At 59.9% G+C, this 12,153-nt stretch carries 12 protein-coding genes and 1 tRNA gene; 7 read left to right on the top strand and 6 right to left on the bottom strand.

Annotation, left to right across the window (positions count from 1 at the left end):
• Positions 1–82 precede the first annotated feature (82 nt).
• Entirely contained in the window at positions 83–985 is a 903-nt protein-coding gene (locus tag AB5Y97_RS19390) for an AraC family transcriptional regulator (RefSeq protein ID WP_005339751.1), read from the top strand.
• Between the two features lie 17 nt (positions 986–1,002).
• Positions 1,003–1,515, top strand: a complete 513-nt coding sequence (locus tag AB5Y97_RS19385) for a lipocalin family protein (protein ID WP_368158804.1) — start codon at positions 1,003–1,005, stop codon at positions 1,513–1,515.
• Positions 1,516–1,580: 65 nt separating this feature from the next.
• Here the strand turns inward: AB5Y97_RS19385 and AB5Y97_RS19380 are convergent, their stop codons facing one another.
• Positions 1,581–3,473, bottom strand: a complete 1,893-nt coding sequence (locus AB5Y97_RS19380) for a methyl-accepting chemotaxis protein (protein WP_368158802.1) — start codon at positions 3,471–3,473, stop codon at positions 1,581–1,583.
• Between the two features lie 207 nt (positions 3,474–3,680).
• Positions 3,681–4,178: a lactoylglutathione lyase family protein gene (locus AB5Y97_RS19375; protein ID WP_005339743.1), complete on the bottom strand. Its 498-nt coding sequence runs from the start codon at positions 4,176–4,178 to the stop codon at positions 3,681–3,683.
• 100 nt (positions 4,179–4,278) lie between these two features.
• Here AB5Y97_RS19375 and AB5Y97_RS19370 point away from each other — a divergent pair, with 100 nt between their 5' ends.
• The gene (locus AB5Y97_RS19370; protein WP_111900954.1) at positions 4,279–5,151 is read left to right on the top strand and encodes a LysR family transcriptional regulator; all 873 of its coding nucleotides are present in this window, start codon (positions 4,279–4,281) and stop codon (positions 5,149–5,151) included.
• A gap of 137 nt (positions 5,152–5,288) precedes the next feature.
• Here the strand turns inward: AB5Y97_RS19370 and AB5Y97_RS19365 are convergent.
• Positions 5,289–5,365, bottom strand: a tRNA-Trp gene (locus AB5Y97_RS19365).
• Between the two features lie 201 nt (positions 5,366–5,566).
• On the opposite strand from AB5Y97_RS19365, the gene AB5Y97_RS19360 reads away from it, so the two are divergent.
• From AB5Y97_RS19360 to AB5Y97_RS19345, 4 genes are all read left to right on the top strand, one after another.
• Positions 5,567–6,109: a hypothetical protein gene (locus tag AB5Y97_RS19360; RefSeq protein WP_368158800.1), complete on the top strand. Its 543-nt coding sequence runs from the start codon at positions 5,567–5,569 to the stop codon at positions 6,107–6,109.
• A gap of 274 nt (positions 6,110–6,383) precedes the next feature.
• Positions 6,384–7,304, top strand: coding sequence for an aspartate carbamoyltransferase (gene pyrB, locus AB5Y97_RS19355; RefSeq protein ID WP_005339735.1), 921 nt, complete (start codon positions 6,384–6,386; stop codon positions 7,302–7,304).
• A gap of 15 nt (positions 7,305–7,319) precedes the next feature.
• The gene (gene pyrI / locus AB5Y97_RS19350; protein WP_005339730.1) at positions 7,320–7,784 is read left to right on the top strand and encodes an aspartate carbamoyltransferase regulatory subunit; all 465 of its coding nucleotides are present in this window, start codon (positions 7,320–7,322) and stop codon (positions 7,782–7,784) included.
• Positions 7,785–7,984: 200 nt separating this feature from the next.
• Complete coding sequence (locus tag AB5Y97_RS19345; RefSeq protein ID WP_005339728.1) at positions 7,985–8,476, top strand: arginine repressor; 492 nt, start codon at positions 7,985–7,987, stop codon at positions 8,474–8,476.
• A gap of 131 nt (positions 8,477–8,607) precedes the next feature.
• On the opposite strand, the gene AB5Y97_RS19340 is transcribed toward AB5Y97_RS19345, so the two are convergent.
• From AB5Y97_RS19340 to arcC, 3 genes are all read right to left on the bottom strand, one after another.
• Positions 8,608–10,014, bottom strand: coding sequence for a YfcC family protein (locus tag AB5Y97_RS19340; protein ID WP_005339725.1), 1,407 nt, complete (start codon positions 10,012–10,014; stop codon positions 8,608–8,610).
• A gap of 123 nt (positions 10,015–10,137) precedes the next feature.
• Entirely contained in the window at positions 10,138–11,142 is a 1,005-nt protein-coding gene (gene argF, locus AB5Y97_RS19335; protein ID WP_064338955.1) for an ornithine carbamoyltransferase, read from the bottom strand.
• A gap of 79 nt (positions 11,143–11,221) precedes the next feature.
• A complete protein-coding gene (gene arcC / locus AB5Y97_RS19330; RefSeq protein WP_005339719.1) occupies positions 11,222–12,148 on the bottom strand; it encodes a carbamate kinase in 927 nt (308 codons plus the stop codon).
• Positions 12,149–12,153: the final 5 nt, after the last annotated feature.

The raw sequence follows: 12,153 nt of genomic DNA, 5'->3' as shown, positions 1-12,153 counted from the left end.
ACCATCAAGACAACATCCTGCTTGATTCTTGCCTATTTCTACAAAGCAGCGAAAACCGGAACTGTCGAATCAAAGAGTGCCCATGCAAAACCGTTACAGCGACCTCGCAACCAGATTGACCCGCCACGTCACCGCCCCCGGCATCACCCCATCACCTGTGAAACAGGTCAACCTCATCTATACCACCGAGCACCATGGCCGCACCCCGGTGCTCTACCAACCGCGGATGATCGTTATCCTGCAGGGACACAAGGTGGGTTATCTGGCGGATCAAGTGTTTCGCTACGACCCCAACCACTACCTGCTGATGACCCTGCCGCTCCCCTGCGAGTGCGAGTGCTTCGCCTCCCCCGAGCAGCCGCTTATCGGGTTTACCATCGAGATCGATCTGGTCACCCTTCAAGAGCTGCTGCTGGAACTGGGCGATGCCCTGCCCGCCCCCGCGCCGCAAAAGAGCGGCGTCCACTCGGTCCCCCTGTCGGAAACCATGTTCTGCGCCGCCGAGCGACTGATCGAGCTGATGGACAACCCGTTGCACGCCAGGGTGCTGGGGCCGCAGACGGTGCGGGAGATGCTGTTCCACGCCCTAACCGAGGGGGGCGGCCCGGCGCTGCAAGCGCTCGCCAATCGCCACAACCATGTGGGCCAGATAGCCCGGGTGCTGCGTATGATAGAGTCCCGTTATGCCGACAACCTCACCATGGAGGAGCTGGCGCGGGAGGTGAACATGAGCGTCTCCGCCTTTCACCACCACTTCAAGGCGGTCACTGCCACCTCGCCGCTCCAGTACATCAAGTCGTTTCGCCTCCACAAGGCGCGGATGATGATGCTGCACGACGGCATCAAGGCGGGCACCGCGGCGGCCAGAGTCGGTTACGAGAGCAACTCCCAGTTCAGCCGGGAGTACAAGCGCTTCTTCGGCAGCACGCCGACGGATCAGGCCTCCCGCTTCCGGGATGGCCAGCTGCGCATCATCGAGGGATAACAAGAGAGGGATTACTTATGCGTTCACTGCTTTGCCTGTTCACCGCTTTGCTGCTGACGGCCTGTACCGGGATTGCCGACGGCATTCGCCCCGTTACCAGCTTCCAACTCGATCGTTATCTCGGTACCTGGTACGAAATCGCCCGCCTCGACCACAGCTTCGAACGGGGGCTGGAGCAGGTGAGCGCCACCTACAGCCTGCGGGACGATGGCGGCGTCAAGGTGCTCAACCGCGGCAAGCAGAGCGATGGCAGCTGGCGCGAAGCCGAGGGCAAGGCCTACTTCGTCGGCAACCCGGACGAGGCGCGGCTCAAGGTGAGTTTCTTCGGCCCCTTCTACGGCGGCTACAACGTCATCGACCTCGACCCCGATTACCAGCTCTCGCTGGTGACCAGCTACAACCACGACTACCTCTGGATCCTCTCCCGCTCACCCAACCCGCCCAAGACGAAGGTGGATGCGCTGGTCGCCAAAGCGAAGTCGCTGGGCTTTGCCACCGACCAGCTTATCTGGGTCAAGCAGAACCCTTAAGCCAGTCGTGAAATGACAAAGGGCAGCCCGCGGGCTGCCCTTTCTGTTGCTGGCGTGGCGGGATGTCAGAGCCGGAAGCGGCCGATCTCCTGCTCGAGCCGCTCGGTCAGCGACTTGAGTTCGGCCGCCTGCGCCGCCTCGTTGCCAGCCTGCTCGGCCAGCTCTTGCGAGACGTGGCGGATATTCTCGGTATTGCGGCTGATCTCGCCGGTCACTGAAGTCTGCTCCTCGGCCGCTGCGGCGATCTGGGTCGCCATGTCGCTGATGGAGCCGATCGCCTCGTTGATCCGGGCAAGGCTCTGGTTGGCCGCTTCCGCATCCTCGACGCTGGTACCCGCCAGCTGACGGCTGGTCTCCATGCCACCCACGGCGCGACGGGTGGTCTGCTGCAGGGTCTCGATCATCTGCTGGATCTCGTCGGTGGAGTCGTGGGTACGGCGCGACAGCACCCGCACCTCGTCCGCGACTACCGCAAAACCGCGGCCCTGCTCACCGGCCCGGGCCGCCTCGATGGCGGCGTTGAGCGCCAGCAGGTTGGTCTGCTCGGCGATGCTGCTGATGGTCGCCAGAATGCCGCTGATCTTCTGGGCATGGCTGTCGAGCTCGTTGATGATCTGGCTGGCATCGGCCACTTCGTCCGCCAGACCGGTAATGCTGCGCTGACTCTGGCCAACCTGGGATTGGCCGGCGACCGCCAGTGCGACCGCATCGGTGGCGGTGGTGGCGGCAAACTCGGCGTTACCGGCGATCTCCTGGGTAGCGGAAGCCATCTCGGTCACCGCGGTCGCCACCATCACGATCTCGTCCTGCTGCTGGCGCACCCGCTGACTACGGGCCTGCGCCCCGGCCGCCTGGGCACGGGACTGTGCCGCCAGCTCGACGGTCACATCCCGCAACCGGCTGACGATGCCGTGCAGCCGCGCCACGAACTGGTTGAAGTTCTGGGCCAGCTGACCCACCTCATCCTTGCTGTGGGTGTTGATGTGAACGGTGAGATCCCCCTCGCCGTGGGCGATGTCGTGCAGAGCGTGCGCGACCCGACCGAGATCGGCGAACAGGTATTTGAAGGTGGCGGTGAGCAGGGCGCTGAACACCAGCATCAGCACCAGGGTCAACCCCACCAGCTCCCACAGCAGGCTGCTGAGCGGCGCCTCCAGCACATCGCGATACATCACCATGGCCAGCAGCCAGTCGGTGCCCGGTACCGGTTGTACCGCCAGCAGCACATCCCGCCCGTCGAGGGTGGCGGCGTGCAGCTCGCTGTTTTCACGGCCCCACTGCTGGAAGGTGGCGGCCGAGAGTCCCGGCGCCAGCTCGGCGATGGGCTTGAGCGCCAAATCCTTCTGCGGATGGCCGACGATGAGGCCGCTGCTGTCGAGCAGCATGGCGTAGCCCTCACCCTGCACCTTCATCGCCAACACTTCGTCGATCAGCTTGTCGAGCGCCAGGTTGGCCCCCACGGCACCGACCAGCTCCCCCTGATGGCGTACCGGCTCGGAGAGGGTGACCACCAGCTTCTGCATGGTGACGCTGACATAGGGGGCGGTGACGATGAGCTGCCCCGCCTTCACCGCATCCTGATACCAGGGGCGCTCGCGCGGGTCATAGTTGCCGGTGTTGAGGGAGGGATCCTGCCGGGTCATCACCCCCTGCGCGGAGCCAAAATAGGTGAGCCCGAAGCCGCCGGAGGTATAGGCCTGCTTCAGGTGCGGCACCAGCTCGGCTTGGGGGTTGTCGCTGATCAGGTTGACCAGCGCATGGACGGTGTTCTTGCGATCCGCCATCCAGTCGCCGATCGCCACCGAGTAAGCGTGACCATAGTTGACCGCCTCGCTCTGAATGGCGCTCATGGTGCGGGATTTGAGGGTGTGAAAGGCAACGATGCCGAGCAGTGATGCCATCAGCAGCACCACGCCAAGACTGGTGGCCAGCAGCTTGCCGCGCAGAGAGAGGGTCATGACGACGAATCCTTGTTGTTGTGTCAGGCAGGGAAAACCCTGATGTATCAAAGGCTATCGGCCGCAATATGAACAGACTTTAGTGAATCTGTATATTTTCCCATCTATCAACAACAGAACGCGCTATTCGTGTGAACCAGATCGCTATTCCATGCTACTGACTCTTGTAACAACAAAGCAGCAGGCCGCCCGAAGGCGGCCTGTCACTTACCCCTGATATGCACCGGCGGAGTAGGTCAGCTCATAGCTATGGCTGTAGATCTCGACGATATTGCCGAAGGGATCTTCCATGTAAACCATGCGGTAGGGTTTCTCGCCCGGGTAGTACTCGCGCACCGGCATCCGCTGCTTGCCGCCCGCCGCGACGATACGCGCCGCCAGCCCCTCGACATCCGGATCCTGCACGCTGAAGTGGAACACCCCGGTCTTCCAGAATTCGAAGTTGTTCTCACGGCGCTCGCTGTTGGGGAACTCGAACAGCTCGATACCGATCTTGTCGCCGGTGGAGAGATGAGCGATGCGGAAGGAGCCCCAGCCCGGGCCAAACACGTCGTTGCACATCACGCCGATGGCGGAGTCATCCTCGGTGATGGTGGTCGCCGGCATGATGAGATACCAGCCCATCACCTTGGTATAGAACTCGACTGCCTTGTCGAGGTCAGTCACCGTGATGCCGATGTGGGAGAAGTTGCGCGGGTAAGTCATAAGTCACCTTGAAATTGTGTGTGGGAAACAGGTGACATGATAGGAAGAGGCGCCATAATGAAAAATAAGGTCAAACTAATGGAAGGCATAAATTAAATTTATGGTTAATCCACTCTGGCTCCACACCCTGGTGGTGGTGCATGAAACCGGCAGTTTTACCCGCGCCGCCGAACGGCTGGATCTCACCCAGGCCGCCGTCAGTCAGCATATCTCGCGCCTCGAGGCCGAATTCGGCCCCCTGCTGCTGCGCAAGCCTCGTCAGTTGGAGCTCACCCCGCGCGGGCTGGTGCTGCTCGACTTCGCCCGCCAGCAGGCGCAGGCCGCCGAACAGCTGCGAGCCCGTCTATCTGACGACGACCCTCACCACGGCGCCATCACCCTGTCCACCCCAGGCAGCATTGGTCTGCTGCTCTATCCCCTGCTGCTCGACCAGCAACAGGAGCACCCCGGACTCACCATCCAGCACCGCTTCGCCCCCACCCCCGACATAGTGCAGGCCGTGCTGGCAGGGCGCAGCGATCTGGGACTGGTGGATCAACCGCCGGAACACCCCAGCATTGCCGCCGAGCCCTTCGCCCGCGAACCCCTCTGTCTGGTGGTGCCCAACGATGGCGAGGAGCCGAGCTGGCAGCACCTCTGTCAGCTCGGCTTTATCGACCACCCGGATGGCCGCAGCATGGCACAACGCCTGTTGGGACGACGCTACCCCGGCCAGCGCGTTGACGAGATCCCCCTGCGCGGCTTTACCAACCAGATCGGCCTGATCCTGGAGCCGGTCGCCCGTGGCCTCGGCTTTACGGTGCTGCCCCGCTTCGCCGTCACCGCCTTTGCCCAGCAGGAGAAGATCCGGGTGATCCAGAGCAGCATTGAAGTGATCGACACCCTCTGGCTGATCTACCGCGCCGAGTGGCCGCTCCCCGCCCGCCACCAGCGGCTGGTCACCGTTCTGAAACAGCGGGTTGCTGCACATTGAACGCTCTTGCGGCAGACATAGAGATCAATGTGGCCACAGTCACCGGACTGCTAACGGCAAGAAGAAAAGAGAGAGGGATAAATTGGCGAACGCCGGAAATGCGAAAGGCCAGCTCAATGAGCTGGCCTTTCTGAAAATGGCAGGGGCGGCAGGACTCGAACCCGCAACCATCGGTTTTGGAGACCGCTGTTCTACCAATTGGAACTACGCCCCTGCAACAAACGAGGCGTAGTATACAAAGCGGGTTTCAAAGGTAAAGGCTTTTTTCACACTTTTAATGCGATTGCACAAATCCCGAACAAGTCGCGGTTGTTTGTGCAGCGAAGCGGGATAACTTGCTGTATTTGCAGCCCTGCCGGGGTAGGAATGGGACATAAATGGGGGTAGGGTGAAATCAGGTACCGGGAGGCCACTTATGCTCAATTACCGACTGCTCCAACAACTGGCGCCCCTCAACTTCAGGGATGAACGCAAGACAGAGTCCCTGCCCGCCTATCTTGAACGGGTCGCGCCGCTGGTGCCCTTTATTCCTGAAAGTGTGCTCTCCCAGTGGATTTACCGCCATTGGCGCGGTTTTGAGTCCAACTGGAGCTTTATCGATCTCGCCAACCATCAGTTCACCTGTGAAAGCTGGTCCACCGCGCAAATTATCGAGCAGATAGACTCCCGCCATATGGAGGTGATCGAGCGCTGGGGCGAGATGCTGCGCAGCAACCGGTATGTCCGCCGCTCCTGGCTCGGCGAGAAGATGCTGAGCGAAGGCACCTGGCCCGAACCTGTCATCGTGCTGGTGCCGGAAGAGGGTTCCAGCTACCCGAACGGTCATCCCCTGCCCCGCCCCTACTGCCTGCTGGAAGGGCACCACAGACTCGGTTATTTGCGCGCCATGGCCCACGATGGGGAATCGCTGCAAGAAACGCACAGAGTGTGGATTTGTCGTCACATTCCCGCCACTTAAACGTTTTTCATACTGAAATTGGCATCGGAAATAAAATTTTGACAATTAAAAAAGCGGCCCTATAATCTGTCCGGTTTTGAAAAAGGTCGGGACGAAACGATGCAGTTTTTGATTCAGAAAACAACCTTGCAGACGGGTGGTGCGCACCAGAGCGGCCCCGTTGTTTCCGGTTCCCACCCCAACGATCCCCAGTTATTTTTAAAAAAAGCCCCTGTTTCAGGGGCTTTTTTTTGTGCCCGAAAAACCTCCAATGATGTCAAAGGGAATGCAGACGATGACCAATCCACTCTACAAGAAACATGTCATCTCCATTTCGGACCTGACCCGGTCAGAAATGGAACTGGTAGTCTCAACCGCACAACGGTTGAAGGCTGAACCTGACACCAGCCTGTTGAAAGACAAGCTGGTTGCCAGCTGCTTCTTCGAAGCCTCCACCCGCACCCGCCTCTCGTTCGAGACCGCGGTACAGCGCCTTGGCGGCAACATCATCGGCTTCGCCGACGGTGGCAACACCAGCGCCAAGAAGGGCGAGACGCTGGCTGACTCCATCAAGATCATCGGTTCCTACTCGGATGCGGTGGTGATGCGCCATCCGAAAGAGGGGGCGGCCCGTCTGGCCTCCGAGTTCTCCCGCGTGCCGGTCATCAACGGCGGCGACGGCTCCAACCAGCATCCGAGCCAGACCCTGCTCGACCTGTTCACCATCCATGAGACCCAGGGCCGTCTGGACAACCTCAACGTCGCCTTCGTCGGTGACCTGAAATATGGCCGCACCGTGCACTCACTGGCCCAGGCCCTCAGCCTGTTCAACTGCCGCTTCTTCTTCATCTCCCCGGAAGCGCTGGCGATGCCGGACTACATCTGCGAAGAGCTGGAAGAGAAGGGCATCCAGTTCAGCGTCCACCAGACCATGGAAGAGGTGATGCCGGAGCTGGACATCCTCTACATGACCCGCGTCCAGAAAGAGCGCTTCGACGAGACTGAATACAAGCACATGGCTGCCAAGTTCATTCTGGAGCTGGCGACTCTGGAAGGGGCCAAGCCCACCATGAAGATCCTGCATCCCCTGCCCCGCGTCGACGAGATCGATGTAGCGGTCGACAAGACTCCCCACGCTTGCTACTTCCAGCAGGCGGAGAACGGAGTCTATGCACGCCAGGCGCTGCTGGCACTGGTACTGAACGAAACTGTCTGAGCTTAGGGGAATATCATGTCTGACAAGAACCAACTGCAAGTCGAAGCCATCCGTCACGGCTCCGTCATCGATCACATCCCCGCTGGCCAGGGTATCAAGATCCTCAAGCTGTTCCAGCTGGTCGAAACCCAGGAGCGGATCACCGTTGGCTTCAACCTGAAATCCGGTGCGCTGGGCAAGAAGGATCTCATCAAGATTGAGAACACCCGTCTGACCGAACAGCAGGCCAACCAGCTGGCGCTGTTCGCCCCGAAAGCGACCGTCAACATCATCGAAGACTTCAATGTGGTGAAGAAGCACCAGCTGGAGCTGCCGGAGTTCATCGCCGGGGTGTTCCACTGCCCCAACTCCAACTGCATCTCCCACAACGAGCCGGTTGACAGCTACTTCCGGGTGCGCGAAGTGAAAGGCGTGGTACGGATGAAGTGCAAATATTGCGAGAAGTCCTTCACTCAGGACATCGTCAGCGAGCGTTACTGATATCTGATTGGGCCTCGCGGGGCCCATTTTTGAACCCTGTCACATCACCAAATTTCCAGTCAGCTATAATTTGCCATCGCAAGATGGTAATGCCCGCTCATTCCCTGCATATAGATAGATTATCAGTGTTTTTGCCTGATAACTGACTGCTATGGCAGATATCGCGCGTTTACCTCCGGTCATCATCAAAGGAATTCGCCGTGGTCAAAACCCTCAGTCGTCCCGTTGCCCAAGAGCCCGATCTGGCCCAGCTGGATGCCTGTCGCCAGATCATCGGTCAGCACTGCTACAGCACCCAGGAAGAGATCCGTCGCGAGCTGTCGGAGCGCGGCTTTGCCGACATCAGCCAGTCCACCATCTCCCGCCTGCTGCGCCGTCTCGGCGTTGCCAAGGCGCAGAATGCCAACGGCAAGAAGGTCTACACCCTGGTCGACGAGCAGCTGGAACCCGCCGGCAGCACCCGCTCGATCCACGACATGGTGCGTGAAGTGGTACACAACCAGCAGATGGTGCTGATCCACACCACTCCGGGGGCCGCCACCGTGGTGGCCCGCCTGCTGGATCGCAACGCCAATCCCGAGATCATGGGCGCCGTCGCGGGCAACGATGTAGTACTGGTCGCGCCGCGCCATATCAGCCGTACCCGTCAGGCCCATGCTGCCGTGGTGCGCACACTGGCGCAGGCCCGCTAAGCTCTCTCCCCAAATACATCGAGGCGACCCGCGGGTCGCCTTTTTGTTGCTTGCTATTTTGTGTCCATCACTTCTTGCGCCCATAAAAAACGGGAGCCCGCAGGCTCCCGTTTCATCTTGCTTGTTATCCCTCAGGAGAGCACGGCCCCCAGGCTCAGGCAGACCACGATCAGCACGGTCAGGATACCGAGCAGCGGAGCCACCCACTTCAACCAGCGCACATAAGGCACCTTGGCGATGGCCAGACCGCCCATGACCACGGCGGAGGTCGGGGTCACCAGGTTCACCAGACCGGAGGCAGACTGGTAAGCAGTCACCACCAGATCGCGGCCCACGTTGGCGAAGTCGGCCAGAGGCGCCATGATCGGCATGGTCAGTACGGCCAGACCGGAGGAGGACGGCACCAGGAAGGAGAGCACCACTTCCAGCACGAACATCACGTTGATAAAGACGATGGTAGAGAGGCCGGTCACGATCCCTTCTGCACTGTGCAAAATGGTGTGAGTGATCATGCCGTTATCCATCACTACCACGATACCGCGGGCGATACCGATGATCAGCGCCACACCCAGCAGGTCGCGGGCACCATCGATAAAGTTGGAGGTCAGCTCCTCCTCGCTCATGCGGGAGATGAGACCAACGATGATGGCGGCAGCCAGGAACACACCGGAGATCTGTGCCATCCACCAGCCCAGCACGGCCACACCGTAGATCATCACGGCAAAGGCGGCGACGAAGATACCCAGTACGATTTTACGGGTCAGGGTGAACTCCAGCATCTGGTCGCTCTTGTTGCCAAGGAAGTGGGCACGGTTCTCTTCCCACTTGTCAGCCACCAGGGATTTGCTCGGATCGCTGCGCACCATCTTGGCGTAACGCATGACGTAAGCAACGCAGAGCAACCAACCGGCGACCAGCATGGCAACGCGCAGCCAGATACCGTCGGTGAAGGAGATACCGGCCGCGTTGGCCGCAATAACGGTGGCAAACGGGTTGATGGTGGAACCGAGAGTACCGATACCGGCACCTAGCAATACGGTTGCTGCAGCCACCACAGGGTCGAAGCGGGCGGCCATCATCACCGGCACCAGCAGGGTGTAGAAAGGCAGTGACTCTTCGGCCATCCCGTAGATGGTGCCGCCTGCGGCGAACAGCGCCATCAGGATCGGGATCATCCACTCTTCCCGGCCGCGCAGGCGGTCGGTCACACGTTCAATACCGGCATCGATGGCACCGGTCTTGGTCACAATGCCAAGAAAACCACCGATGATCAGGATAAAGAGGGAGACGTCGATGGCGCCTGCCTCATAGGTGTCGTGGTTGTAGAGGCCATCGATAGGTGCCAGCAGCACATCGACGATCCCCTGGGGATTCCCCTCCACCAGTTTGTAGGTACCCGCCACCGGCACTTCTTTGCCGAGGGCTTCGTTCATGGTCATCTCATATTTGCCGGCCGGCACTATCCAGCTCAGGGCGGCCACCAGGGCGATCAGCACAAACAGTATCGTGTAGGCTGACGGGAACTTGAATTTGGTCATGGTCCAGCTTCCTTCTGTGGGTGTGGTATCCATGCAGGCTGCGGGTTGTAGGGTTAGAGGTATTATGCCGCTGTCACATGGTCGAAAAGCCGGGGGTCGCCCCCCGGCACCACTACTGCGACCTTAGTCGCCCAGCGTAGCAACCATCACTGCCTTGATGGTGTGCATCCGGTTTTCGGCCTCGTCGAACACGATGCTGTGCTCGGATTCGAACACGTCCTCGGTCACTTCCAGGCCTTTCATGCCATATTTGTCAGCCACTTCCTTGCCCATGGTGGTCTCGTCGTTGTGGAACGCCGGCAGGCAGTGCATGAACTTCACATCAGGATTCTTGGTGGCATTGATGACATCCATGTTGACCTGATATGGAGTCATCAGTTTGACGCGCTGATCCCAGGCTTCTTTCGCTTCACCCATGGATACCCAGACGTCGGTGTAGAGGAAGTCAGCACCCAGCACACCCTCTTTCACATCTTCGGTCAGGGTGATGCGTGCGCCGGTCTCTTCGGCGATCAGGCGGCACTTGGCAACCAGCTCCTCTTCCGGCCAGAAGGCTTTCGGCGCGACCAGACGGATGTCCATGCCCATTTTGGCGGCGCCGACCATCAGGGAGTTACCCATGTTGTTGCGGGCATCACCCAGGTAGGCGAACTTGATTTGATCCAGACGCTTGCCCTTGCCGTGCTCCAGCATGGTCATGAAGTCGGCCAAGATCTGGGTCGGGTGGAATTCGTTGGTCAGGCCGTTCCAGACCGGAACACCGGCGAAGGCGCCCAGCTCTTCCACGATCTCCTGACCGTAGCCGCGGTATTCGATACCGTCATACATGCGACCCAGTACACGAGCGGTGTCCTTCATGGACTCCTTGTGACCGATTTGGGAACCGCTTGGGCCAAGGTAGGAGACTTGCGCACCCTGGTCGAAGGCCGCCACTTCAAACGCACAACGGGTACGGGTGGAGGTCTTCTCGAAAATCAGGGCGATGTTCTTGCCGACCAGATGCTTGCGCTCGTAGCCACCGTATTTGGCTTTCTTAAGGTCGATGGCCAGGTCGATCATGTATTGGATTTCGCGCGGGGTGAAGTCCAGCAGTTTCAGGAAGTTACGGTTACGCAGATTAAAAGCCATGATGAGTTCTCTCTATATATGTTTCAGACCAGTTCGGGCAGTAGTGTTGACTACGCATTCTCAGTACAGATATCGGTAATTACGCATGTACGGTGCGGGTGGCGACGATATTGGTGCCGGCTTCCCCCTTGAGGATGGCAAGACCATCTTCCAGCGAGCCGATGCCAACCATGCCGCCGGTCGCTTTGACAAATTCACAGGAGGCTTCGACTTTCGGCCCCATGGAACCTGCGTCGAACTTGACCCCGGCCAGCTCGTCCGGGCTGGTGACTCGCAGCGGACGCTGGGTCGGTTTGCCCCAATCCAGATAGACGGCATCGGCGTCGGTCAGGATCAGCAGGGCGTCGGCCTTGATCTGCTTGGCCAGATAGGCGGCAGACATGTCCTTGTCGATGACGGCTTCGATACCGGTCAGGCTCTGGCCATCCCAAGTCACAGGGATGCCGCCACCACCGGTACAGATGATGAGGTGGCCCTGGGCAATCAGGGTTTCGATGGCGTCGCCTTCGACGATGCGCTGGGGCAGCGGGGACGGCACTACGCGGCGGAAGAACTTGCCGTCAGCCTTGACCACCCAGTGCTTCTCTTCTGCCAGAGTGCGGGCTTCAGCCTCTTCGTAAACAGGGCCGATAAATTTGGTCGGGTTGGCGAATGCCGGATCCTTGGGATCGACCTGCACCTGAGTCAGCAGCGCGGTGACGTTGCGGCTCGGCATCAGGTTTTTCAGTTCCTGGATCAGCATGTAGCCGATCATGCCCTGGGACTCGGCACCCAGCACATCCAGCGGATAGGGGGATACCTTGGTGTAGGCGCTGTTCTGCAGGGCCAGCAGGCCGACTTGCGGGCCGTTGCCATGCACCAGCACCACGTTGTACTCCTGAGCGATCAGGGCGATGGTCTTGGCGGCAGTTGCAATGTTCTTGCGCTGGATATCCGCTTCCAGTGGCTCACCACGACGGAGCAGTGCATTGCCACCCAGAGCGACGACGACAGTTGGTTTTTTCATAGTGG

The sequence above is a fragment of the Aeromonas sp. R10-2 genome, from assembly GCF_040908445.1.
Classification (GTDB): Bacteria; Pseudomonadota; Gammaproteobacteria; order Enterobacterales; family Aeromonadaceae; genus Aeromonas; species Aeromonas veronii.
The sequence above is the reverse complement of the archived record's forward strand: the minus strand, read 5'-3'. Positions and strand labels throughout refer to the sequence as shown.